The sequence below is a fragment of the Allorhizobium sp. GW101-3B10 genome, assembly GCF_059424725.1.
Genome location: NZ_JBWKZR010000001.1, coordinates 2,741,574 through 2,764,238, shown reverse-complemented (window position 1 = coordinate 2,764,238; position 22,665 = coordinate 2,741,574). Strand labels below are relative to the sequence as shown.

21 protein-coding genes are annotated in these 22,665 nt (G+C 65.6%); 14 read left to right on the top strand and 7 right to left on the bottom strand.

Annotated features, from left to right (window positions below; all coding sequences use genetic code 11):
- Positions 1 to 54: 54 nt before the first annotated feature.
- The 5 genes from AC07Y0_RS13855 to AC07Y0_RS13835 all read left to right on the top strand — a co-directional run bounded on the left by AC07Y0_RS13855 (position 55) and on the right by AC07Y0_RS13835 (position 3,716).
- Positions 55 to 723 carry a GntR family transcriptional regulator gene (locus AC07Y0_RS13855; RefSeq protein ID WP_498678173.1) on the top strand — a complete coding sequence of 223 codons (669 nt, stop codon included), beginning with the start codon at positions 55 to 57 and terminating at the stop codon, positions 721 to 723.
- 200 nt (positions 724 to 923) lie between these two features.
- Entirely contained in the window at positions 924 to 1,511 is a 588-nt protein-coding gene (locus AC07Y0_RS13850; protein WP_498680237.1) for a biotin transporter BioY, read from the top strand.
- A 19-nt stretch (positions 1,512 to 1,530) separates the two neighbouring features.
- Positions 1,531 to 1,953, top strand: coding sequence for a DUF1284 domain-containing protein (locus AC07Y0_RS13845; RefSeq protein WP_498678172.1), 423 nt, complete (start codon positions 1,531 to 1,533; stop codon positions 1,951 to 1,953).
- A gap of 126 nt (positions 1,954 to 2,079) precedes the next feature.
- Positions 2,080 to 2,424 (top strand): MmcQ/YjbR family DNA-binding protein, encoded by a 345-nt coding sequence (locus tag AC07Y0_RS13840; RefSeq protein ID WP_498678170.1) that lies wholly within the window; start codon positions 2,080 to 2,082, stop codon positions 2,422 to 2,424.
- Between the two features lie 161 nt (positions 2,425 to 2,585).
- A complete protein-coding gene (locus tag AC07Y0_RS13835) occupies positions 2,586 to 3,716 on the top strand; it encodes a site-specific DNA-methyltransferase (RefSeq protein WP_498678167.1) in 1,131 nt (376 codons plus the stop codon).
- 124 nt (positions 3,717 to 3,840) lie between these two features.
- On the opposite strand, the gene AC07Y0_RS13830 is transcribed toward AC07Y0_RS13835, so the two are convergent.
- Positions 3,841 to 4,203 carry a nuclear transport factor 2 family protein gene (locus tag AC07Y0_RS13830; RefSeq protein WP_498678165.1) on the bottom strand — a complete coding sequence of 121 codons (363 nt, stop codon included), beginning with the start codon at positions 4,201 to 4,203 and terminating at the stop codon, positions 3,841 to 3,843.
- A 139-nt stretch (positions 4,204 to 4,342) separates the two neighbouring features.
- Between AC07Y0_RS13830 and AC07Y0_RS13825 the strand changes: the two genes are divergently transcribed.
- Entirely contained in the window at positions 4,343 to 6,199 is a 1,857-nt protein-coding gene (locus AC07Y0_RS13825; RefSeq protein ID WP_498678162.1) for an O-linked N-acetylglucosamine transferase, SPINDLY family protein, read from the top strand.
- Between the two features lie 6 nt (positions 6,200 to 6,205).
- On the opposite strand, the gene AC07Y0_RS13820 is transcribed toward AC07Y0_RS13825, so the two are convergent.
- The 4 genes from AC07Y0_RS13820 to mutY form a co-directional block, all read right to left on the bottom strand.
- A complete protein-coding gene (locus AC07Y0_RS13820) occupies positions 6,206 to 6,562 on the bottom strand; it encodes an XRE family transcriptional regulator (RefSeq protein WP_498678161.1) in 357 nt (118 codons plus the stop codon).
- Positions 6,546 to 6,905 (bottom strand): type II toxin-antitoxin system RelE/ParE family toxin, encoded by a 360-nt coding sequence (locus AC07Y0_RS13815; protein ID WP_498678158.1) that lies wholly within the window; start codon positions 6,903 to 6,905, stop codon positions 6,546 to 6,548. Before AC07Y0_RS13815 ends, AC07Y0_RS13820 begins: the two co-directional genes overlap by 17 nt.
- Positions 6,906 to 6,985: 80 nt before the next feature.
- Positions 6,986 to 7,600: an HAD family hydrolase gene (locus AC07Y0_RS13810; RefSeq protein WP_498678156.1), complete on the bottom strand. Its 615-nt coding sequence runs from the start codon at positions 7,598 to 7,600 to the stop codon at positions 6,986 to 6,988.
- A gap of 3 nt (positions 7,601 to 7,603) precedes the next feature.
- Positions 7,604 to 8,701: an A/G-specific adenine glycosylase gene (gene mutY / locus AC07Y0_RS13805; protein WP_498678155.1), complete on the bottom strand. Its 1,098-nt coding sequence runs from the start codon at positions 8,699 to 8,701 to the stop codon at positions 7,604 to 7,606.
- Between the two features lie 84 nt (positions 8,702 to 8,785).
- Here mutY and AC07Y0_RS13800 point away from each other — a divergent pair, with 84 nt between their 5' ends.
- The 3 genes from AC07Y0_RS13800 (at position 8,786) to AC07Y0_RS13790 (ending at position 14,276) form a co-directional block, all read left to right on the top strand.
- Positions 8,786 to 9,283, top strand: a complete 498-nt coding sequence (locus AC07Y0_RS13800; RefSeq protein WP_498678153.1) for a DUF721 domain-containing protein — start codon at positions 8,786 to 8,788, stop codon at positions 9,281 to 9,283.
- 148 nt (positions 9,284 to 9,431) lie between these two features.
- A complete protein-coding gene (locus AC07Y0_RS13795) occupies positions 9,432 to 10,316 on the top strand; it encodes a DsbA family protein (protein ID WP_498678152.1) in 885 nt (294 codons plus the stop codon).
- A 495-nt stretch (positions 10,317 to 10,811) separates the two neighbouring features.
- Positions 10,812 to 14,276 carry a chromosome segregation SMC family protein gene (locus AC07Y0_RS13790; RefSeq protein WP_498678150.1) on the top strand — a complete coding sequence of 1,155 codons (3,465 nt, stop codon included), beginning with the start codon at positions 10,812 to 10,814 and terminating at the stop codon, positions 14,274 to 14,276.
- Positions 14,277 to 14,317: 41 nt separating this feature from the next.
- On the opposite strand, the gene AC07Y0_RS13785 is transcribed toward AC07Y0_RS13790, so the two are convergent.
- Both AC07Y0_RS13785 and AC07Y0_RS13780 read right to left on the bottom strand, forming a co-directional pair.
- On the bottom strand, positions 14,318 to 15,229 hold the full coding sequence (locus AC07Y0_RS13785) for a GGDEF domain-containing protein (protein ID WP_498678149.1): 912 nt from the start codon (positions 15,227 to 15,229) through the stop codon (positions 14,318 to 14,320).
- 157 nt (positions 15,230 to 15,386) lie between these two features.
- The gene (locus tag AC07Y0_RS13780; protein WP_498678148.1) at positions 15,387 to 16,184 is read right to left on the bottom strand and encodes a class I SAM-dependent methyltransferase; all 798 of its coding nucleotides are present in this window, start codon (positions 16,182 to 16,184) and stop codon (positions 15,387 to 15,389) included.
- A 107-nt stretch (positions 16,185 to 16,291) separates the two neighbouring features.
- On the opposite strand from AC07Y0_RS13780, the gene AC07Y0_RS13775 reads away from it, so the two are divergent.
- From AC07Y0_RS13775 to ppdK, 5 genes are all read left to right on the top strand, one after another.
- The gene (locus AC07Y0_RS13775; protein ID WP_498678146.1) at positions 16,292 to 17,431 is read left to right on the top strand and encodes an ABC transporter substrate-binding protein; all 1,140 of its coding nucleotides are present in this window, start codon (positions 16,292 to 16,294) and stop codon (positions 17,429 to 17,431) included.
- 1 nt (position 17,432) lies between these two features.
- Positions 17,433 to 18,500: a FecCD family ABC transporter permease gene (locus AC07Y0_RS13770; RefSeq protein ID WP_498678144.1), complete on the top strand. Its 1,068-nt coding sequence runs from the start codon at positions 17,433 to 17,435 to the stop codon at positions 18,498 to 18,500.
- The gene (locus AC07Y0_RS13765) at positions 18,494 to 19,249 is read left to right on the top strand and encodes an ABC transporter ATP-binding protein (RefSeq protein ID WP_498678143.1); all 756 of its coding nucleotides are present in this window, start codon (positions 18,494 to 18,496) and stop codon (positions 19,247 to 19,249) included. The genes AC07Y0_RS13770 and AC07Y0_RS13765 overlap by 7 nt, the downstream gene beginning before the upstream one ends.
- Before the next feature lie 147 nt (positions 19,250 to 19,396).
- Positions 19,397 to 19,837, top strand: a complete 441-nt coding sequence (locus tag AC07Y0_RS13760) for an Ivy family c-type lysozyme inhibitor (RefSeq protein ID WP_498678141.1) — start codon at positions 19,397 to 19,399, stop codon at positions 19,835 to 19,837.
- Positions 19,838 to 19,986: 149 nt separating this feature from the next.
- Complete coding sequence (ppdK, locus tag AC07Y0_RS13755) at positions 19,987 to 22,665, top strand: pyruvate, phosphate dikinase (RefSeq protein WP_498678139.1); 2,679 nt, start codon at positions 19,987 to 19,989, stop codon at positions 22,663 to 22,665.

Sequence of the window (22,665 nt, the reverse complement as noted above, 5' to 3'; positions counted from 1 at the left end):
GTTGATGGGGGTGCTCGTCTCGACAATTCGCCGGCTGCTGACTATGCAGGTGGCATGGAGAAAGAACACGACGACACCATCGCCAGCCGCATCAGCCGTGCCCTCGCCGAGCGCATTATCCATGGGGAGCTGACGCCCGGCGCGCGCCTTGCCCAGGACCATATCGCCGAGGAATTCGGGGCGAGCCACGTGCCGGTCCGCGAAGCCTTCCGGCGGCTCGAAGCGCAGGGTCTCGTCGTCAGCATTCCCCGCCGCGGCGTGCGCGTCGCCTCGTTCGACCTCCGGCAGGTGCGGGAGGTCGCCGAAATGCGCGCCGCACTCGAGGTGCTGGCGCTGCGCCATGCCGCGCCCCATCTGACCGGCGCGGTGCTTGACGCGGCCGAGCAGGCGGCGACCGATGCCGACGACGCCAAGGACGTCCGCGCCTGGGAGGAGGCCAACCGTCGCTTCCATCGCCTGATCGTCTCGACCTGCGGCATGCCGCGCCTGCTCTCCGTCATCGACGACCTGCATGCCGTCAGCGCCCGCTTTCTCTTCGTCGCCTGGCGCGCCACCTGGGAGGCGCGCACCGACCACGACCATCGCGCCATCCTCACCGCGCTGAGGCAGGGGGATGTCGGCGAGGCCTGCTGCATCCTCGAGCGGCACGTCCAGTGGATCGGTCGTGCGCCGGTGCCGCTTCCTGGCCGCCCCGAGACTGAAGGTTTTGCCATCGTCGGCTGAATTTCCCCAATTTATAGATTAAATCACTCTCCTGCGAAAAAGCCTGCCAGGTATGGATTCTTGCATCCATCGCTTGAGATCGCTTCCGCGGGTCCGCGGATTTCCGCTCCGACCTCGGTTCACTTGTCTTGGCAACACTCAAAATAATAGATAAAAGATTCGGCGTGCATCAAACTATCTATAAAATGGAGATTGCAATGATGTCTGTCCTCGCTCCCGCCGCTCGCGGCTTCGATCCGCTCGGCATCGGCCGCCGCTCGCTGGCCACCCAGTCCGTGCTCCTGGTCTTCGGCACGGCCGTGCTGGCGCTCGCCTCGCAGGTGAGCGTACCCATGGTGCCGGTGCCGATCACCCTGCAGACCTTCGCGCTGACCATGATCGGCGTGCTCTACGGCTGGCGTCTTGGCGCCCTGACGGTTCTCGCCTGGCTCGGCGAGGCGATGGTGGGGCTGCCCGTTCTCGCCAACGGCAGCGGTGGCCTGGCGCCCTTCGTCGGCCCGACCGCCGGCTATCTCGTCTCCTTCCCGATCATCGCGGCCCTGGCCGGCCTCCTCGCGGAAAAGGGCTGGACCGGCGAGCGGGTGGTGCTGAGCTTCTCGGCGCATCTCCTCTCCAACCTGTTGTGCCTGGCCATCGGCGGCGCATGGCTTGCCTATCTGCTGGGCGTGGAGAAAGGTCTTGCCCTCGGCGTCATGCCGTTCATCCTGGGCGCCGTCATCAAGTCCGCGCTCGCCGCCGCCCTGCTGATGGCGCTCGACCGTCGGACGAGCAAGCCGATCGAGCTCTGAGGCAGGAACCGGCGAACCCGTGACCGTCCGGCTCCGTGCCCACCATCTGCTCTGCATGCTGACCTATGTCGGCAAGGGCTATTCCCCCGCCTTCGTCGAGAACTACGAGGCGATTGCCGCCCGTCTTTCGGCCGGTGAGGAGATCGAAATGGTGGCGGGGCCGGACGACATTTGCGGGCCGCTCACCGCAGACCCCGATGCCCATTGCCATGGCGAAAGCGTCGTGGAGCGGGATCGGGCGGCGACGGAGGCCGTCGCCCGCCTGCTCGGCAGCCCCCTTCGCCCTGGCGCCCGCATCACGCCGGGCGCCAGCCTCCTCGCCCGCCTGCGGAAAACCTTCGCGACCGGCGAGATCCGTACTGCCTGTTCCGGCTGTGAGTGGTCCGACCTCTGCGACGGTGTCGCGGACGGCGGCTATGTCGGCGCCCGGGTCGCGCCCTAGGCCGGCGGTCGCCCGTCTCCCCGCCTGCGGGGAGACGGTGGCGCGATAGCGCCGGATGAGGGGCAGAGCCCGAGGCAGATGACACGTCCCACGACCTCTGGCAGATTGCTGCAAGGAGGCGCCACCATGATTACGCTCGACACCCTGCGCGACATCATTCTCGCCCTGCCGGGCACCGAGGAGACCACCTCCTGGGGTTCGCCCTCCTTCAAGGTCAACGGAAAGGCCATGGTCTTCTGGAACCCGACGCATGACTGCCCGGTGTTCAAGGTGCCCTTCGAGGAGCGCGACCATCTGATCGAAGTGGAGCCCGACACTTTCTTCACCACCGACCACCACCGCCCCCATCCGCTGGTGCTGGCCCGCCCGGACCGCGTCGACATCGAATGGGTCCGCGCCAACCTTACCCGCGTCTGGCGCGCGCAGGCCCGGCGCGCCACCGTTCGCGCCTTTGACGAGGGCCGGGACTGACGGGCCCCGGCTCGCGCGGATTCACCATGTCGTGCTCCGTTTCGAAGCGAAGCGCTTGAGTTCTCCGGAATTTCATCTGTTTCATTCAGCCTTTGGTAACCAAGATCAGTAACCATAAGCCTCGTTATCCCGTGCTGCGTCAGCGTAAGAGTGAGTAACCGATGGCTTCCGTATTCCCGCTCGCCGATCTCCGCCGTTCCACTGATCCCTTCTCCTGGGTCAATTCGATCATCAAGGGCGACTGCGTCGCTGCACTCGAGGCGCTGCCCGACAAGTCCGTCGATGCGATCTTCGCCGATCCGCCGTACAACCTGCAGCTCGGCGGCGCGCTGCACCGTCCCGATCAGAGCCTCGTCGATGCCTGCGACGACGAATGGGACCAGTTCGCCTCCTTCGAGGCCTATGACGCCTTCACCCGCGCCTGGCTCTTGGCCTGCCGTCGCGTGCTCAAGCCCACCGGCACGATCTGGGTCATCGGCTCCTATCACAACATCTTCCGCGTCGGCGCCACACTGCAGGATCTCAACTTCTGGATCCTCAACGACATCGTCTGGCGCAAGACCAACCCGATGCCGAACTTCAAGGGCCGCCGGTTCCAGAACGCCCACGAGACGATGATCTGGGCCTCGCCCGACGCCAAGTCCAAGGGCTACACCTTCAATTACGATGCGCTGAAGGCCTCGAACGACGACGTGCAGATGCGCTCCGACTGGCTCTTCCCGATCTGCTCGGGCGGCGAGCGCCTGAAAGGCGACGACGGCAAAAAGGTCCATCCGACCCAGAAGCCGGAAGCGCTGCTCGCCCGCATCATCATGGCCTCCACCAAGCCCGGTGACATCGTGCTCGACCCGTTCTTCGGCTCCGGCACCACCGGTGCGGTGGCCAAGCGTCTCGGTCGCAATTTCGTCGGCATCGAGCGCGAGCAGGACTACATCGACGCGGCCTCGGCCCGCATCGCGGCCGTGACCCCGCTCGGCAAGACCGAACTGACCGTGCTGACCGGCAAGAAGGCCGAACCGCGCGTCGCCTTCAACACTCTGGTCGAGAGCGGCATGGTCAAGCCGGGACAGGTTCTCACCTGCGCCAGGCGCCGCCATTCGGCGGTCGTGCGCGCCGACGGCACGCTCGCTTCCGGCGGCGATGCCGGCTCCATTCACCGTCTGGGCGCCAAGGTGCAGGGCGTTGATGCATGTAACGGATGGACCTTCTGGCACATCGATGACGGGCAGTCCCTGCGTCCGATCGATGAACTCCGGACGATCATCCGCAGTGGGCTGGCAAAGCTGGACTGACGATCCGCCCAGCTTTGCCAGTCCGGAGTTTCTCCGGCCGGTCTTGTACCTCTAGTCCCGGCAGGAGAGCCTTGACGCCCGGTGCGAAAGCGCCGGGCGTCATCCGTTTCAGGCGTGCCGGATCCTAGACCTTGTAGTCGGTGACCTCGACGGAGACGATCTTGCCGTCGGCATTGAAGGTGATGGTCTCCTCGCCGAAGCGGATGAGCGGCTCGCCGGTCTCGGCATTCGTCGCCTTCAGCCGCCAGACGGCGCGGGCGGCAAGCGGCGAGACCGCCTCGATCAGTTCGTCGACCGCCTGCTGGTCGGGATAGGTTTTGAAATACTGACGGAATGCCGTCAGGATCGCGTCGCGGCCCTTAAGACCTCCGACCTTCACCGAGCCATAGACCGCGTCCTCCGCGTAGAAATCCTCGATGACGGCGAAGTCGAGATCGTTGACGGCGTCGAGATAGCGCTTGGCGGCGGCGACGGGATCGAAGGTCATGAAGGCTCCAGGAGGCGCGGGGAGAGTGTGAAAGGCTGCCAGCGGATCGGGACGGCCGGACGCCACCTTCGCCCGGCCGACAGTTTCGGACAAGTCGGTCCGCCTAACCATGGCGGCGAAACATGGGGATGACGAAGACGTGACGGCATTGCTGGATCAGGCGAAGCAGCAGTTCAACGAGGGCGATCTCAAATCCGCCCTGGCGACGCTCTATTCGCTGTTCGAGACCGAGCGCGGTGATGCGCAGCCGATGATTCTGGCCGCCACGATTCACGAGCGGCTGGGCGACCGGGCCATGGCCGCGACCTTCTATGCCGGCGCCATCGATCTGACCCCGAACCTCAAGCGCGAGGTCGCCTTCCGCGCCGCCTCCCACTATCTGGCCGTCGGCGACGGCGATGCGGCGCTCTCCGCCATGCTGATGCTGGAAAAGCATCTGCCGGACGATCTCGATCTCGTCCATTCGATCTGCAGCCTTCATCGCGAGGCCGGCCGCTATGCCGATGCGCTGCCCTATGCGCGCAACCTGGCAGTGAAGGGCCAGAACTTCGGCAATTTCCTCAATGCCGGCATCGTGCTCTCCGGGCTCGGCCTCTACGAGGAAGCCTATCCGCCGCTGCTTCAGGCCTATGCGGCGAACCCTCAGGAGCGGCTGGCGCTGTCGGAACTCTTCTGGTGCGCCGGAAACCTTTGCGATTTCCCGCTGGCCGATCGTCTTCAGGCCGAGCTTCAGGCAGCCTATGCCCGGGAAGGCGTGACCGCCGACATTCGCGAAAACGCCTTCCGCGCGCTGGTCTGGTCCGGCGACGAGGAATACCACGCCCGCTGCGCCCGCCGCACGGCCGAAGCGGTCTTTCCCTCTGTCGCACCGAAATGGTCGCGCAGCGAGCGTGCGCCCGGCCCGATCCGCATCGGCTACCTCTCGTCCGATTTCTGCGACCACGCCACCATGGCCCTGTTCGCCGGCGTGCTGGAAGCCCATGACCGCGAACGCTTCGCCGTCTACGGCATCTGCCACACGGCGGAGGACCAGCGCAAAGGCCCGGTGCGCGAACGTTTCCTCGAGGCGATCGATTTCTATATCGACATCCTCGCCCTCGACGACGATGCCGCCGCCGATCTGGTGCGCTCGCTGGACCTCGACATTCTCGTCGACCTCAAGGGCTTCACCCAGGGTAACCGGCTCGGCATCTTCTGCCGCCGTCCGGCACCGGTGCAGGTCACCTATCTCGGCTTTCCGGGCTCGGTCCCCGGCGTCGGCATCGACTATGCCGTCACCGACCGCATCGTCACGCCCGATCGCTCGATCCCCTTCTACCAGGAAAAGCTGCTCCGCCTCGACGGCAGCTACCAGGCGAACGACCGCAGCCGCGAAGCTGTCGAGCGCGCCCCCAACCGCGCCGCCGCACGCCAGGCGCATGGCTTGCCGGTGAATGGCGCCGTATTCTGCTCGTTCAACCAGCCGCAGAAGATCCGCGGCACTGTCTTTGCCGCCTGGATGCAGGTTCTGGCCGCAGTCGACGGTTCGGTTCTGTGGCTCTCGGACCAGTCGCCACTGATCCGGGCAAACCTGCAGAAGGCGGCGAGAGCCCATGGCATCGACCCGGCCCGCCTGGTCTTTGCGCCGAAAAAGCCGCTGGCCGAGCATCTGCGCCGCCTCACCGAGGCCGACATCGCCCTCGATGCCGCGCCCTATAATGGCCACACCACGACTTCGGACGCGCTGTGGTGCGGCGTGCCGGTGGTGACCGTCAAGGGCACGAGCTTTGCCAGCCGCGTGTCGGAAAGCCTGCTTTCCGCCGTCGGACAGCCGCAGCTCGTTGCCGGCGACCTTTCAGAATTCGTCCGCCTGGCGGTCGAACTGGCGCAGGACGGGGACCGCCATCTCCGCCTGCGCCAGAACTTGATCGAGGCGCGCACCACCGCGCCGCTGTTCGATACCGCCCTTTTCACCCGCCGGCTCGAGGAGAAGTTCCTCGAGATTGCCGCGAGCTGATCATTCCTATCGGTTGCCCGCTCGTTTGGGCTTGTCCTCGCCGCCGTCTTCGGAAGCAAAGATGCTCGTGAGAACGGCGGGTTTCCTGTCCGGAAAGCGTGCGATGATCTCGAGGTCGCCTCCCATCGCCGTGATGTAGTCGCGCAGGGTCGACAGGAGCAGATCGCTGCGACGCTCCATGCGCGAAACGTTTTCCTGATTGACGCCGAGAATTTCGGCCACCTTTTCCTGCGTCAGGTCGCGTGCCTTGCGCAGGTCCTGCAAGGTCCTGTATTCATCGAGCCGTTCCTGGCCGCGCTTTTCCAGTTCCTTGCGCTTTTCTTCCGGCAGGGCGGCCAGAGCCTCATCAAGCGTTCTTGCCATCGTTTTTTCCTTCCAGATCCTTCAGATGCTCCGTGAAGCGCCGGTCCGCCTTGTCGATCAGCTGTCTATAGAAGCGCTTTTCGCTTCCGCCGGACTTGTCCGCAGCGACAAGCAGCACGGCTTGCCGCTTCGGATCGAACGCATAGGCGACGCGCCAGACGCCGTCATCGGCCTTGAAACGCAGTTCCTTCATGTTCGGGTGGCGAGAGCCCTTTAGTGTGTCTGCCCATGGGCGCCCGAGCTGCGGGCCATAGGTCTTGAGTAGCGGCAGGCTCGCAAAGATTTCGTCCCTGACCAGCTCGGGTAGGGCCTCGAATTCCGGATCGAAGGCTTCATGCAGCAATACGCTCCAAGTCATGGGGAAACATGACATAGAGCGCATATGATTTCAAGGGCATTTTGCCGCGGTGCCCCGCGCCGATCTTAGACCTCGACGCCCAGATCCTTCAGGTCGGCCCGCAGCTGGTCGGCGCCGAGGAACTGAACCGCCTGCCAGCCGGCGGCGCGGGCGCCTTCGACGTTGACGGTCACGTCGTCGATGAACAGGCAGGTCGCCGGATCGAGGCCGAAATCGCCGGCATGACGCTGGTAGATCGCCACATCCGGCTTCAGCAGGCCGACCTCGCCGGACACGGTCACGCCGCGCGGCAGGTCGAGGAAGGGATACATTTCCCTCGCCTCCCGGAACGTGTCGGCGGCGAAATTGGTCAGCATGGTGACGTCGCGCTCTGCGTCGATCAGGCCGGTCATCAGCGTCACGCTGTCCTCATAGGCATGCGGCACCATCTCGCGCCAGTTCAGCCGGAAGGCGCGGATCTGCTCCTCGCGCTCGGGATAGCGGGCGATGACCTCCGCTTCGGCCTCGGCCCAGCCGCGTCCGCGGTCCTGCTCCATGTTCCAGTCGTGGGTGCAGACATTGTCGAAGAACCAGCGACGCTCCGCCTCGTCGGGAATGATGCGGGAATAGGGCAGGTTGGGATCGTAATGGATCAGTACCTTGCCAATGTCGAAGACGATATGGCGGATGGGCGCGGGCATGTCTTATCCTTTGCTGGTCGAAAACGCGGTCGGAATAGCAGCGGCAATCGCTTTTTTCATGACGGTCGGCAGCGCCTCGCCGTCAAGATTTGTCACCGGCGCCCAGAAGCCGTGAACCGGACCGGTCTCCGCGCGGGATACCTGCACGCGGTAGACGCCGAGCCGAAGCTCGAAATGGGTGAACACATGGGTGACGGTGCCGCAGGCCTGCCAGCCGGCGGCAAAGGGCGCCGCTTCAATCCCCGTCTCGCCGTCCACCCGCGACGTCCAGGCGGTGGTCGGCACCTCGGTCATGCCGCCGAGCAGGCCGCTGTCCGGTCGGCGCCTTAAGAGCAGGTGCCCGTCGGTATCCACCGCGACGAAGGCCGCCCCGAGCCGCACCGGCTTTTCCTTCTTCGCTGCCTTGACGGGAAACCGCTCCGGATCGTCGGTGGCCAGGGCGATGCAGAGATCGTTGAACGGACAGAGCGCGCAGGCGGGCCGCTTTGGCGTGCAGATCGTCGCGCCGAGGTCCATCATCGCCTGGGCGAAATCGCCCGGCCGGTCCTGCGGCGTCATCGCCGAGACGCGGGTACTCATCTGCGGTTTGGAGCCGGGCAGGGGTGCGTCGATGGCAAAGAGCCGCGAGATCACCCGCTCGACATTGCCGTCCATCACCGCCGCGGGGCGGTTGAAGGCGATCGCCGCGACGGCGGCTGCCGTATAATCACCGATGCCGGGAAGCGCCTTCAAGCCTTCTTCCGTGTCGGGAAAGCGTCCGCCATGCGCAGCCGCCACCGCCTCGGCGCATTTCTTCAGGTTGCGGGCCCGCGCGTAATAGCCAAGCCCCGCCCAAGCGACCATCACGTCCTCGGAGGGAGCGGCGGCCAGATCGGCGACTGTCGGCCAGAGGTCGACGAACTTGGCGAAATAGGCCTTCACCGCCGCAACCGTAGTCTGCTGCAGCATGACCTCCGACAGCCAGATGTGATAGGGATCGGGCGTCACGCCACGCGCGGCCATGGCCGGCGATATGCGCCAGGGCAGGTCGCGGTGGTGGCGATCATACCAGGCGAGCAGGGGCGCGGCCGCGGGTTTCTTCTGGATTGTCACGCTCGTCATTTGCTGCTCATGGGGGAAGTGCCCTATATCTGGCCAAATCACCCGGCCGTTCAAGGGGTGATGTGAAAGGCTCAGTCGGTTTCCATGCGTGCTCCCAGAAAAGGCGTGATCCAGATCTCCGAGGTGGCGAATGGCATCATCGATCCGATGCTCGCCCGCCGCGCCGGCATCAACACGGCGCTGCTCGGCTCCTGGGACGAGATCGCCGGCGAGAATTTCGCCGATTGCACAAGACCCGAAAAGATCGCCTGGCCGCGCCATGGCGATCCGGGCGACGAGGGCGGCCACAGGCCCGGCGTGCTGACCATCGCCTGCGAGGGCGCCCGCGCGCTCTTTCTCTCCCATGCCCAGGGCGAACTGATTGCCCGCATCAACGGCTTCTTCGGCTATCCGGCGATCGGCCAGATCCGCATCGTCCAGAAGCCCGTCTCCACCGCGACGCTGAAACGTCCGCGGCCGCGCAAGCTGGAGGGCGAAAAGGCGAAGAAGCTCGCCGGCATGATGGAAGGCATCACCGACGACAAGCTTCGCCTGGCGATCGAGCGTCTCGGCACGGGCGTCATGTCGCCGCGGCGCAAATAACCGCCCAGCCGCGAACATGAAGAAGATTTAATGCGTTAGCCTCCTGAAGTCACGATTCTTTGATGCATCGGGCCGGTGCCCGCCTTGTTTGCTGCCGATTGCCGCGATAACGGTTGGCAACGTCAAAAACAGTCATCAGGGTGCATTGATGCCGAAACTCGATCCGATCCTCACCAAGAGCCGCCTGCTCGGTGGCGCAGCCGTCATCGCCATGGCCGCCGTGCTCGCGTCCTGCAGCGACGACACCGAAAAGAAGGCTGCCGACGCGGCGCCGAAGCCGGCTGAAACCAGCACGGCGGCGCCCGCCGCTCCGGCAACGCCCGCAGCCCCGGCCGAGACCGCAACGGCGCCTGCGGCCACGCCCGCGCCTGCCGCCGCACCGGCTCCGGCCGCCACGGAAACCGCCCAGGCACCGGCGCCTGCGGCCGAACCGGCTGCTCCGGCCGCCAAGGTCGAACTGCCGACCTCCGACCGTGACATCGACATGGCCGAGGCGCTGAAGCCCGGCCCGATGAAGGAAATGGCTCTCGGCGATCCGAACGCACCGGTCAAGATCATCGAATACATGTCGATGACCTGCTCGCACTGCGCCAACTTCCACACCAAGACCTTCGACGCGATCAAGGCCAAGTATGTCGACAGCGGCAAGGCCTACTTCATCATTCGCGAATTTCCCTTCCCGGGCGACACCGCGTCGCTCGCCGCCTTCATGCTGGCGCGCTGCACGCCGGAGGAGCGCTTCTTCCCCTTCGTCTCCATGTTCATGAAGCAGCAGATGACCTGGGCCGCCCCGGCGGACAACGATGTGCGCGGCGCCATGCTGCAATTGTCGAAACTCGGTGGTTTTACACAGGAGAGCTTCGACGCCTGCTTGACGAACCAGAAACTTGCCGGTGATGTGACGGCAGTCCGCGATCGCGGGGCCAAGGATTTCGGCATTCAGTCGACGCCGACCTTCCTGATCAACGGCAAGAGCTATTCGGGGGACATGTCGGTTGATACCATGTCGGCGCTCATCGACAGCATGCTCTGATCGGCGCCCCCGCATTCCGGCGGGTGGCGGGGAAGCCCGCGCGCCCGTTTTGCTGGCTGCAACCATGGTGAAGGCGAGCACTTGCCCCTCTCCCCGCAAGCGGGGCGAGGGGGTGCCGACGTCGCGGCATTCGTCCTTCTCCCCGTTTGGACGGGGAGAAGGTGCCGGCAGGCGGATGAGGGGCAGCGACAGCGACCTCTCGGTCCGTACTCATTCGGCGAGCTTGGGGTCACCCCCCTCTGTCCTGCCGGACATCTCCCCCTCAAGGGGGGAGATTGGCCGCACGCGACCCGCACGACCATTTCCTTTTCTGCGGGGCTCCTCCGAGTTCACGCCCATACCGTGTCGCTTGGCCTCGTTCGCAGCCGCAGGAGTCGGCATCAAGGCGCCGGCCACACGCCGATCTCCCCCCTTGAGGGGGAGATGCCCGGCAGGGCAAAGGGGGGCAGACTTGCTCGGCTTCCGCGGCCCGTCTCGCAACTGGGCGGGGGCGGCATGAAGTTCAACCGCCTGCGCCTGCTCGGCTTCAAGTCCTTTGTCGAACCGACCGAATTCATCATCGAACGGGGCCTGACCGGCGTCGTCGGGCCGAACGGCTGCGGCAAGTCGAACCTTGTCGAGGCGCTGCGGTGGGTGATGGGCGAAAACTCCTACAAGAACATGCGCGCGTCCGGCATGGACGACGTGATCTTCTCCGGCTCCGGCAACCGGCCCGCCCGCAACACCGCCGAAGTCGGCCTCTATCTCGACAATTCCGACCGCACCGCGCCCGCCGCCTTCAACGATGCCGACGAGATCCAGGTGACGCGCCGCATCGAGCGCGGCGAGGGCTCGGTCTATCGCATCAACGGCAAGGAAGCGCGCGCCAAGGACGTGCAGCTCCTGTTCGCCGATGCCTCGACCGGCGCCCGTTCGCCGTCCATGGTCGGCCAGGGCCGCATCGGCGAGTTGATCCAGGCCAAGCCCCAGGCGCGCCGCCAGTTGCTCGAAGAGGCGGCCGGCATTTCCGGCCTGCATTCGCGCCGCCATGAGGCGGAGCTGAGATTGCGCGCCGCCGAGACCAATCTCGAGCGGCTGGAGGACATCACCGCCCAGCTCGAGACGCAGATCGAGAGCCTCAAGCGCCAGGCCCGCCAGGCCAACCGCTTCAAGATGCTCTCCGCCGATATCCGGGCGCATGAGGCCATGCTGTTGCACATCCGCTGGAGCCAGGCCAAGCAGGCCGAGGGCGAGGCGGAAAGCGCGCTGAACCAGGCGACCTCGATCGTCGCCGAGAAGGCGCAGGCGCAGATGGAGGCGGCCAAGGCGCAAGGCATCGCCAGCCTCAAGATGCCGGAACTGCGCGAGGAGGAGGCCCGCTGCGCCGCGGCGCTTCAGCGCCTGCAGATCGCCCGCACCCAGCTCGACGAGGAGGCCGGCCGACTGCTGCGCCGCCGCGACGAACTCACCCGCCGGCTTGCGCAATTGGGCGAGGACATCCGCCGCGAGGAAACTCTGGTCGCCGAGAATGCGGAAGTGCTGGAGCGGCTGACGGCGGAAGAGGTGGAACTCGAGGACATCCTCGCCGATTCCGGCCGCACCGGCGAAGAAGCCCGTATCGCCTTCGAGGCGGCCGCGGCGACCCTTTCCGACAGCGAGAAGCGCTTTGCCGCGCTGACCGCCGAGCGCGCCGAGGCCGCGGCCGGCCGCAACCAGCTGGAACGCCTGGTCCGCGATCTGGCCGACCGCCGCCAGCGCCTGGAGCGCCAGGTGGCGGAGGCCAATGGCGAGCTGGAGCAGATCGCCGCCCGCATCGCATCCCTTCCCGATCCGGACGAAAAGCGCGAAATGGTCGAGGCCGCCGAACAGGCGCTGGCCGACAGCGAAGCCGCAACCGCCGAGATCGAGGACCGCCTGGCCGAAGCCCGCCGCGCCGAGAGCCTGACGCGCGCGCCGCTCGAAGCCGCCCGTTCGAAACTCAATGCGCTGGAAACCGAGGCGCGCACGATCTCCCGCATGCTGGCCTCGGCCGTTTCGGGCGATTTCACCCCCGTGGCGGAAGAACTGACCGTCACCCGCGGCTACGAGACGGCGCTCGGTGCCGCCCTCGGCGACGATCTCGACAGCCCGCTCGATGCGGCGGCGCCCGCCCACTGGATGCTGAACGGCGACGGTGCCGGCGATCCGGCCCTGCCGGCGGGCATTGCCTCGCTGGTCGATCATGTGCGCGCGCCGCCGGCTCTGACGCGTCGCCTGCGCCAGATCGGCATCGTCGACGAGGCGACGGCGCTTCGCCTGATGCCGCAGCTTCGCCCCGGCCAGCGCCTCGTCACCCGCGAAGGCGCCGTCTATCGCTGGGACGGCCATGTGGCGGGCTCCGAAGCCCCGAGTGCGGCCGCCCTTCGCCTGGCCCAGAAGAACCGCCTGACCGAGATCGAGACGGAGGTCGAAGAGGCGCAATATGCGCTGAACGAGGCCGAGGAGCGTCTCGCCGAGGCGCTCGACGCGATCCGCAGCGAGGAGTCCCGGCTGGCCGAGGCGCGCGACAGGCAGCGCCTGTCGATCCGCCATCTCGCCGAAGCGCGCGAGGCGCTGACCCAGGCGGAACGCGCCTCGGGCGATCTCATCCGCCGGCGTGTCGTCATCGAGGAGGCGGTGAACGGCCTGAAGGCGCAGATCGAGGAAGCGCTGGAACAGGAGGAAAACGCCCGCATCGAGATCGAGGAAACGCCGGACCTCTCCGCCCTCGACGTCAGGCTGCGCGAGGCCGAGGCCGAGGTCGCGACCGACCGCGGCCGGCTTGCCGAGGCGCGCGCCCGTTTTGAGGGGCTCGCCCGCGAGGACGAGAGCCGTCGGCGCCGTATCCTCGCCATCCGCCAGGAGCGCTCGACCTGGCAGGCGCGGGCGAGAAACGCCGAGGAGCATATCGCCACGCTGCGCGACCGCGTGGCCGAGGCGGAAGATGAGATGATCGGGCTTGAAATGGCGCCCGACGAGGTCGAGGAAAAGCGCCGCGCCCTGATGAACGAGCTGGAAAAGGCCGAAGCCGCACGCCGCGCCGCCGCCGACCGGCTGGTCGAGGCCGAGACGCGCCAGCGTGACGCCGACCAGAAGGCCGCCGCAGCACTGGCCGAACTCGCCGAAAGCCGCGAGAAACGCGGCCGCGCCGAAGAACGCCTGGTCTCCGCCCGCGACTGGCGCAAGGAAGCCGAAACCCGCATCCACGAAGCGCTGGCCGTTCCGCCGCACGAAGCGTTCCGGCTGACGGGGCTCAAGGATCCGTCGGAGATCCCGGATCTGCGCGAGGTCGAACGCGATCTCGACCGCCTGCGCATCGAGCGCGAGCGCCTCGGTGCGGTCAACCTTAGGGCCGACGAGGAACAGAAGGAGCTGTCGGAGCGGCTGGCCGCGCTCATCAAGGAGCGCGACGACATCATCGACGCGATCAAGAAGCTGCGCGGCGCGATCCAGAGCCTCAACCGCGAGGGCCGCGAGCGCCTGCTGGCCGCCTTTGACGTGGTCAACGCCCAGTTCCAGCGCCTGTTCACCCACCTGTTCAACGGCGGCACGGCCGAGCTTCAGCTGATCGAAAGCGACGACCCGCTCGAAGCCGGCCTCGAAATCCTCGCCCGTCCGCCCGGCAAGAAGCCGCAGACCATGACGCTTTTGTCGGGCGGCGAGCAGGCCTTGACGGCCATGGCGCTGATCTTTGCGGTCTTCCTCACCAACCCGGCGCCGATCTGCGTGCTGGACGAAGTGGACGCGCCGCTCGACGACCACAATGTCGAGCGCTATTGCAACCTGATGGACGAAATGGCCGCCTCGACCGAGACGCGCTTCGTCATCATCACCCACAATCCAATCACCATGGCCCGCATGAACCGCCTGTTCGGCGTCACCATGGCCGAGCAGGGCGTCTCCCAGCTGGTGTCGGTCGACCTGGAGACGGCGGAGGCGCTGCGTGAGCGCGACGCGGTCTAGGTCGGGGTATCCGTCTTCCACGTTTTCGATGAAACAGGGTTTCACGCCGCCAGCATCAGGCGGTCGCGGCCTTCGTGCTTGGCCTGGTAGAGCGCCTGGTCGGCGCGCGAGTAGACGGTCTGGGGCGTGTCGTCGGCTCTGATCTCGGAAAGGCCTGCGGAGAACGTATAGGTGAAATCCTTGGCGTTCTGCAGCGGCCGGCGCTCGTGGATCGCGGCAAAGATCCGATCGACGATCTTCTTCGCATGGAAGATCGACGTGCCGGGCATGAGCAGCATGAATTCCTCGCCGCCGATGCGGCCGAAGCCGTCCTGCAGCCGAATGTTGCTCTGAACCGTGCGGGCGAAGTCGACTAGCACCATGTCGCCGGCCTGGTGGCCGAAGCGATCGTTGATCTGCTTGAAGAGGTCTAGGTCGAACAGGCACAGGCAGCCCTGCCGCGTGCCGGATGGATGCGTGCCGCTGAGGAGATCTTCCAGCAGAACCCACATATGGCGACGATTGGAAATGTCGGTGAGTTCATCGGTCTGCGCGGCGCGCGTGGCGAAGTCGCGCAATTGCCGCAGTTCGCGCTCTTCTGTCCTCAATTCGGTTATGTCGGTTGCGACATAAAGCATCCAGCCATCCGGCTGCACGGTCTCGACGATCCACAGCCAGCGTCCGTCCAGGAGATCGCTCTCAAAGGCGCGGCGCGGCACCTTGCCCCTGCGTGAGATGGTCGAGGCGAGCCAGGCATCCATGTCGGGATGGGCGATGATCGCACCGCGGCCCGCCTCCCAGTTTCGGCGCATCAGGTCCGGCCACAGCGGTGTCTCGTCGGGTTCGACAAAGTAGGCTTTGCGGAAAGCGGCATTGGCGTAACGCAGGCGGTCATCCGGATCGAAGACGGCAATCAGGGCCGCCGATTCCTCGTGGAGTGAGGCCAGTTTTTCCGAAACCTGCTTTGTAGACACCTGCTATCAGTTCCCATCGTTCTAGATACTGCGAGGGTCAGTATGAGCCGGAACTATGAAATATGAATAAATAGTAGAATTCGAACATATGCGATTTTGGGCTTGTTAGACGAGTACAGGGCGCCGCCGGCCCTGAGTTCGGTCTGCCCCGGTCCCCTCACCCCTTCTTGACCGCCGAGATCGCGTAGCGGTGCTGCGTTGCCCGCTCCAGCCCCTTCAGCAGCGAGAAATTCTTACGCTGCTGGCGATGGATGGCCTTCAGGTCGAAATCGACCCGGATGTCGGTGAAACCGGCTTCGCTCAACAGGTGCACGACCTCGTCCGCCCGCGCGCCGTTGGAGAAGTAGACGCGCGACAGGATGCTGCGATGGGTTTCGCCAAGCGCGCCGGGACCGTGCCGCTTGTCCGGCGCCATCAGGCCGATTTTCTGGACAAGGCCGGAGAGCCTGGAGAACAGGCGCGACAGCGGACCGGGATTGACGAAGTCGCCGTCGATGATCAGCAGCTTGCCGCCGGGCTTGAGGATGCGGTGCCATTCGCGAAAGGCCGCGGCCGGATCGACCAGCGTCCACACCAGGTGGCGATTGGTCACCACGTCGGCGGAATTGTCCGGCTCCATCGTCACTTCCGCATCGCCGAGCAGGAATTCGATCGGCCGCTTGCGGGCCGCGGCCTTGCGCCTCGCGCGCTCCAGCATGGGTTCCGCCCAGTCGATGCCGGTGACCCGAAAGCCGATATCGTCGAGCAGGTGGGAGACGACCGCCGTGCCGCACGCGAGGTCGACGGCGCGCCGTCCTTCACCGCGACCCAGATGTTTGAGGAACAGAGCCTGCCATGCGGCGCGTTCGCCCTCGGAAAAGATCTCGTGACCCGGCTGCTCGTCGAAGGTCGCCGCCCGTTCCGACCAGTAGGCCTTGATCTCGTCCTTCAGGCTGTAATTGCTCGCCAGGTTCATTCTCTCTGCTCCGACACGTCTCGAGTTTGGAAGCGTTATAAAAGATAATTCTTGACTGTAAAGATCATGAAATCTATTCCAGCGATAAATTATCGCTGGAGAGAAAAATGAATATCTTCAATCAGGTGGCGTCAGCCGCCCTGGGTCTTGCTGTGCTTTTTTCAGGGGCTGCGATGGCCCAGGACAAGGTCAAGCTGACCGATATTACCGGCCGCGAGGTCGAAGTCGCCGTGCCGGTCGAGCACGTGATCCTCGGTGAAGGCCGGCAGATGTATTTCGTCGCCGCGCTCGATACGGAAGAGCCCTTCAAGCGTGTCGTCGGCTGGCGCGACGACTTCAAGAAGGCCGACCTCGACGGCTACAACGCCTATCTGGAAAAATTCCCGGAAATGGAAAAGCTGCCGACCTTCGGCGGCATGAAGGACGGAACCTTCGACATTGAGCAGGCGGTGGCGCTGAAGCCCGACGTCATCATCATGAACATCGACGCCAAGACCGCGACCGAGGAGGCCGGCTATATCGAAAGGCTCGGCAAGGTCGGCATTCCGCTGGTCTATGTCGATTTCCGTGAAAAGCCGATGCTCCACACCGAGCCGTCAATGCGCCTGATGGGCGAACTGTTCGGCAAGCAGGCCCGCGCCGAGGAGTTCATCGCCTTCCGCGCCGCCGAGATCGCCAGGGTCACCGACGTGCTCGCCAAGGTCGCCGATCTCAAGCGCCCGAGCGTCTTCATGGAACGCGCCGGCGGTTATTCCGATGATTGCTGCATGTCCTTCGGCAACGAGAACTTCGGCCAGATGGTCGCGCTCGCCGGCGGCACCAACATGGCCTCGGACTTCATCCCCGGCACCTTCGGCACGGTCAATCCCGAGCAGATCATCGCCTCCAACCCGGATCAGGTCATCATCACCGGCGCCAACTGGGAACTCTATGTCCCCGGCGGTGCATGGGTCGGCGTCGGCCCGGGTGCGGATGCCGCAAAGAGCGCCGAAAAGCTTGCCAAGCTGATGGAGCGCCCGGCCTTCACCGGCATCAAGGCGGTCAAGGACGGCAATGTCCATGCCATCTGGCACCAGTTCTACAACAATCCCTATCAGTTCGTCGCCGTGCAGCAGATCGCCAAGTGGCTGCATCCGGACCTGTTCAAGGATCTCGATCCGGACCAGACCTTCCGCACCCTGCATGAGCGCTTCCTGCCCGTCGACTACCGGCCCGGTTACTGGGTCTCGCTGAACGCCGGCAACTGATATGGCCGCGGCTGTCGAAACCGTCACGATCAAGGAGGGGCGCGGTCTTTACCGCGCCCTGACCTTCAGGCGCATCCTGCTGATCGCTTTCCTGTGCTGTCTGCTGTTCCTGTCGGTCGCCGCCGACATGGCGCTCGGGCCGGCCAACTACACCATCGCGGAAGTGCTGAAGGCGCTCTTTTACAAGGACAGCGTCGACATCCAGCGCCAGGTGGTGATCTGGGACATCCGCATGCCGATCGCGCTGATGGCGGTCACCGTCGGCGCCTCGCTGTCGCTCGCCGGCGCGCAGATGCAGACCATCCTCGCCAATCCGCTCGCGAGCCCGTTTACGCTCGGCATTTCTGCCGCCGCGAGCTTCGGCGCCGCCCTCGGCCTCGTCGCCGGCGTCTCGCTCGTGCCGATCGCCGTGCACCTCATGGTGCCGATCAACGCCTTCATCATGGCCATGCTCGCGGCCCTCTTCATTCATTTCGCCTCGACGCTACGCGGCGTGACCGTCGAGACCATCGTGCTGCTCGGCATCGCCCTGGTCTTCACCTTCAATGCGGCGCTGTCGCTGCTCGAATATCTCGCCTCCGAACAGGCGCTGGCTGCCGTCGTCTTCTGGACCATGGGCAGCCTCACCAAAGCGACCTGGGTCAAGGTCGCGGTCACCGGCGTCATGCTCGTCATCGCAGTCCCGCTCTTTGCCCGCAATGCTTGGCAGCTGACCGCGCTCCGGATGGGCGACGAGAAGGCCGCAAGCCTCGGCGTCAACGTCCGAAGGCTTCGGCTCACCACGCTGATGGTGGTCGCGCTGCTCGCCGCCATTCCGGTCTCCTTCGTCGGCACGATCGGCTTCGTCGGTCTGGTCGGGCCGCATATCGCCCGCATGCTGGTGGGGGAGGACCAACGCTTCTTCCTGCCGGCCTCGGTGGTCTGCGGCGCGCTGCTGCTCTCGGCCACCTCGGTGGTCAGCAAGTCGATCATCCCGGGCGCCATCCTGCCGATCGGGGTGATCACCGCGCTGGTCGGCGTGCCGTTCTTCTTCGTCCTGATTTTCACCCAGCGGAGGCGCGCATGGTAGGCCTGGCAATGCAGGATCTCTCCGTCCGCTACGGACGCACCGAGATCGTCTCCGGCATCACCGCCGAAATTCCCTCTCCGGGCGGCCTCACCGCGGTCATCGGTCCGAACGCCGCCGGCAAGTCGAGCTTCCTGAAACGCATCGCCGGGCTTGCCAAGGGGGCGGGCACCGTCGTCGTCGTGGACGGCATGAAGGGCGATTCAGGCATTTCCTACATGCCGCAGGACACCGCCTGCAATGCCGTTCTCTCGGTCTACGAATCGGTGCTGATGGCGGCCAAGCAGGGCTCCGGCTGGCAGGTCGAGGACCACGAGCTGGCCGACATCGACCGGGTGCTCGCCTCGCTGAAGATCACCCCCTGGGCCTTCCGCAATCTCGGCGAACTGTCGGGCGGCCAGCGCCAGTTGGTGGCGATCGCCCAGGCGCTGATCCGCAAGCCGGAAATCCTGCTGATGGACGAGCCGACCTCGGCGCTCGACCTCTACCGCCAGATCGAGGTGCTGACCTATATGTCGGCGCTCGCCAGACGCACCGGCATGGCGGTGGTGATCGCGCTGCACGATCTCAACCACGCCCTGCGCTACTGCGAACGCACGCTGGTGATCGCCGAGGGCAAGCTGGTCGCCAGCGGCCCGTCGGAAGAGGTGATCACCCGCGACATGCTGCGCGACATCTACCGGGTCGATGCGCGCGTCGAGCACTGCTCGATGAGCCGGCCCATGGTCATCGTCGACAGTTCGATCATCTGAAGTCGGGTCGCGCTTCGGTGCGGTCGGTAAGGCTGCATCCGATGCGGCGCGCGCCGGTCCGCAATTCCGCTCTTCCCATCGGCCGCGCATCGCGGAAGGATGCGGGCGCGCCGTGACGCCCGAGTCGGGGCGGGAGGATCGAGAATCATGAGAGGAAGAGAACGCAAGACAGTCGCTTCGGCTCTGCTGCTGGGTTTGAGCCTCGTGCTCTCCGGCCGGTCGGCGGCGACCGCCGACCAACCGTCCCTGTCCGGCAATTTCCTCCCCGTCGTCATCGCCGCCTCCGAGCCGCATCGCACCGCCTTGGTCGACCTGATCCGAGGCAAGCCTGGCCTGCCGGCCTGGGTGCGTAACATGGTGAGCCGCGACCGGTATGTGGCGCTGGCATCCAGCCGGGTGGAGGTCGGGGGCAGGGCGATGCAGCTCTTTGCCGCCTGTCAGCCGGGCAACTGTGCCGAAAGCGCGATCCGCTTGCTCTATTCCGAAGACGGCAAGCGGGCGGTGATGCGCGTCGCCGACCTGAAACTGGGGACTGTCGTGCTCGGCGATCCGACGCCGGCCGAGATGGGGGTTCTGGCTGCGGAGTAAGCGTCCGCCGGCGGCGCCCGTGGCTCTTCCGCCTTAACTGTCTGCCGCAATTATGATGCAATGCAACATAATCATGTGCCACCGGCGTTTTCATTCCGTCACATATGCTGTAAACCGTCGGGAAAAGCCTGTTCGGGTGGAGATGAGGCATGAGGAAATGGGTTTACACCTTCGGCAACGGAGCCGCCGAGGGTAGTGCTGCCGATCGGAACCATCTGGGCGGCAAGGGCGCCAACCTGGCCGAGATGGCGAGTCTTGGCCTGCCGGTTCCTCCCGGCCTCACCATCGTCACCGATGCCTGCGCCTTTTACTACGAGAACGGTCGCAGCCTGCCCGACGACCTGAAGACTCAGGTGCTGGAAGGCATCAAGGGCATGGAGGCGGCGACCGGCCGCGGTTTCGGCGATACCTCCCTGCCGCTGCTGCTGTCCGTCCGCTCCGGCGCCCGCACCTCGATGCCGGGCATGATGGACACCGTCCTCAATCTCGGCCTCAACGACCGCACCGTCGAGGCGCTCGGCCACAATTCCGGCGATGCCCGCTTCGCCTGGGACAGCTATCGCCGCTTCATCCAGATGTATGGCGACGTCGTCATGGGCATCGACCACGAAGTCTTCGAGGAGATCCTGGAGGATGAAAAGGCCCGCTTCGGCCACGAGCTCGACACCGATCTCTCGGCCGTCGAGTGGCAGCATGTCACCGGACTCTATAAGGACATGATCGAGGAATCACTCGGCGAGCCTTTCCCGCAGGACCCGCATGTCCAGCTTTGGGGGGCGATCGGCGCCGTCTTCGCCAGCTGGATGAACCCGCGCGCCGTCACCTACCGCATGCTGCATGCCATTCCCGCCGAATGGGGCACGGCTGTCACGGTCCAGGCCATGGTCTTCGGCAATCTCGGCTCGTCGTCGGCGACTGGCGTCGCCTTCACCCGCAATCCGTCCACCGGCGAAAAATCGCTCTACGGCGAGTTCCTCGTCAATGCGCAAGGCGAGGACGTCGTCGCCGGCATCCGCACGCCGCAGTCGATCACCGAGGCCGCCCGCATCGAGAGTGGCTCCGACAAGCCGTCGCTGGAAAAGGTCATGCCCGAGGCCTTCGCCGAATTCGGCCGCATCTGTGACCGGCTGGAAGCGCATTATCGCGACATGCAGGACCTCGAATTCACCATCGAGCGCGGCAAGCTGTGGATGCTGCAGGCCCGCTCCGGCAAGCGCACCACCAAGGCGGCGATGAAGATCGCCGTCGACATGGTCGCCGAGGGTCTGATCACCGAAGAGGAGGCCGTGCTGCGCATCGAGCCGTCCTCGCTCGACCAGCTGCTGCATCCGACCATCGACCCCAAAGTCCAGCGCCACGTGATCGGCTCCGGCCTGCCGGCATCGCCCGGGGCGGCGACCGGTGCCGTCGTCTTCACCGCCGAAGAGGCGGTGATCGCGGACGAAGAGGGCCGCAAGGTCATCCTCGTGCGCGTCGAAACCAGCCCGGAAGACATTCACGGCATGCATGCGGCCCAGGGCATCCTGACCACCCGCGGCGGCATGACCAGCCATGCCGCCGTCGTCGCGCGCGGCATGGGTATCCCTTGTGTTTCCGGAGCCGGCACCATGCGTGTCGATCTCAGGAACGAACTGCTGATCGGCACGGGCGTCACGCTGAAGAAGGGCGACGTCATCACCATCGACGGCTCGACCGGCCAGGTGCTGAAGGGCGAGGTGCCGATGCTCCAGCCCGAGCTTTCCGGCGATTTCGCCCAGTTGATGGTGTGGGCCGACAAGGCGCGCCGCATGACCGTGCGCACCAATGCCGACACGCCGGTCGATGCGCGCGCCGCGCGTTCCTTCGGCGCCGAGGGCATCGGCCTTTGCCGCACCGAGCACATGTTCTTCGAGGGCGAGCGCATCCAGGTGATGCGCGAGATGATCCTCGCCGAGGACGAGACCGGCCGCCGCCTGGCCCTCGGCAAGCTCCTGCCGATGCAGCGTTCCGACTTCACCGAACTCTTTTCCATCATGCACGGCCTGCCGGTGACCATCCGCCTGCTCGATCCGCCGCTGCACGAATTCCTGCCGAAGACGGAGGAGGAGATCGCCGAAGTGGCTGCCGCCATGGGCATGGATGCACAACTGCTCAGCCAGCGGGTCGACGCCCTGCACGAGTTCAACCCCATGCTCGGCCATCGCGGCTGCCGTCTCGCCATCTCCTATCCCGAGATCGCCGAGATGCAGGCCCGCGCCATCTTCGAGGCGGCCGTCGCCGCCGCCCGCGAGACGGGCGCTGCGGTCGTTCCGGAAATCATGGTGCCGCTGGTCGGCCTGAAAGCCGAGCTCGACTACGTCAAGGCGCTGATCGACAAGGTGGCGAAGGACGTCATGACCGAGGCGGGACTGGATATCTCCTACCTCGTCGGCACGATGATCGAGCTGCCACGCGCGGCCCTGCGCGCCCATGTCATTGCCGAGGCCGCCGAGTTCTTTTCCTTCGGCACCAACGACCTGACGCAGACCACCTTCGGCATTTCGCGCGACGATGCGTCGGCCTTCATTCCGACCTACCAGCGCAAGGGCATCATCGAGCACGATCCCTTCATCTCGCTCGATTTCGACGGGGTGGGCGAGCTGATCCGCATCGCCGCCGAGCGTGGCCGCAAGACCCGGCCCGACATGAAACTCGGTATCTGCGGCGAACATGGCGGCGACCCGGCCTCGATCCACTTCTGCGAAAGCGCTGGCCTCGACTACGTCTCCTGCTCGCCCTTCCGCGTGCCGATCGCGAGGCTGTCGGCCGCGCAGGCGGCGATCGGCAGTGCCGCGAAGGTCGATCCCTGA

What these genes read in the sequence shown, in the direction of transcription:
- AC07Y0_RS13855 (WP_498678173.1), top strand. Translation starts at nt 55, where the DNA reads ATGGAGAAAGAACACGACGACACCATCGCCAGCCGCATCAGCCGTGCC.
- AC07Y0_RS13850 (WP_498680237.1), top strand. Translation starts at nt 924, where the DNA reads ATGTCTGTCCTCGCTCCCGCCGCTCGCGGCTTCGATCCGCTCGGCATC.
- AC07Y0_RS13840 (WP_498678170.1), top strand. Translation starts at nt 2,080, where the DNA reads ATGATTACGCTCGACACCCTGCGCGACATCATTCTCGCCCTGCCGGGC.
- AC07Y0_RS13835 (WP_498678167.1), top strand. Translation starts at nt 2,586, where the DNA reads ATGGCTTCCGTATTCCCGCTCGCCGATCTCCGCCGTTCCACTGATCCC.
- AC07Y0_RS13830 (WP_498678165.1), bottom strand. Translation starts at nt 4,203, where the DNA reads ATGACCTTCGATCCCGTCGCCGCCGCCAAGCGCTATCTCGACGCCGTC.
- AC07Y0_RS13820 (WP_498678161.1), bottom strand. Translation starts at nt 6,562, where the DNA reads ATGGCAAGAACGCTTGATGAGGCTCTGGCCGCCCTGCCGGAAGAAAAG.
- AC07Y0_RS13810 (WP_498678156.1), bottom strand. Translation starts at nt 7,600, where the DNA reads ATGCCCGCGCCCATCCGCCATATCGTCTTCGACATTGGCAAGGTACTG.
- mutY (WP_498678155.1), bottom strand. Translation starts at nt 8,701, where the DNA reads ATGACGAGCGTGACAATCCAGAAGAAACCCGCGGCCGCGCCCCTGCTC.
- AC07Y0_RS13800 (WP_498678153.1), top strand. Translation starts at nt 8,786, where the DNA reads ATGCGTGCTCCCAGAAAAGGCGTGATCCAGATCTCCGAGGTGGCGAAT.
- AC07Y0_RS13795 (WP_498678152.1), top strand. Translation starts at nt 9,432, where the DNA reads ATGCCGAAACTCGATCCGATCCTCACCAAGAGCCGCCTGCTCGGTGGC.
- AC07Y0_RS13790 (WP_498678150.1), top strand. Translation starts at nt 10,812, where the DNA reads ATGAAGTTCAACCGCCTGCGCCTGCTCGGCTTCAAGTCCTTTGTCGAA.
- AC07Y0_RS13780 (WP_498678148.1), bottom strand. Translation starts at nt 16,184, where the DNA reads ATGAACCTGGCGAGCAATTACAGCCTGAAGGACGAGATCAAGGCCTAC.
- AC07Y0_RS13775 (WP_498678146.1), top strand. Translation starts at nt 16,292, where the DNA reads ATGAATATCTTCAATCAGGTGGCGTCAGCCGCCCTGGGTCTTGCTGTG.
- AC07Y0_RS13770 (WP_498678144.1), top strand. Translation starts at nt 17,433, where the DNA reads ATGGCCGCGGCTGTCGAAACCGTCACGATCAAGGAGGGGCGCGGTCTT.
- AC07Y0_RS13765 (WP_498678143.1), top strand. Translation starts at nt 18,494, where the DNA reads ATGGTAGGCCTGGCAATGCAGGATCTCTCCGTCCGCTACGGACGCACC.
- AC07Y0_RS13760 (WP_498678141.1), top strand. Translation starts at nt 19,397, where the DNA reads ATGAGAGGAAGAGAACGCAAGACAGTCGCTTCGGCTCTGCTGCTGGGT.
- ppdK (WP_498678139.1), top strand. Translation starts at nt 19,987, where the DNA reads ATGAGGAAATGGGTTTACACCTTCGGCAACGGAGCCGCCGAGGGTAGT.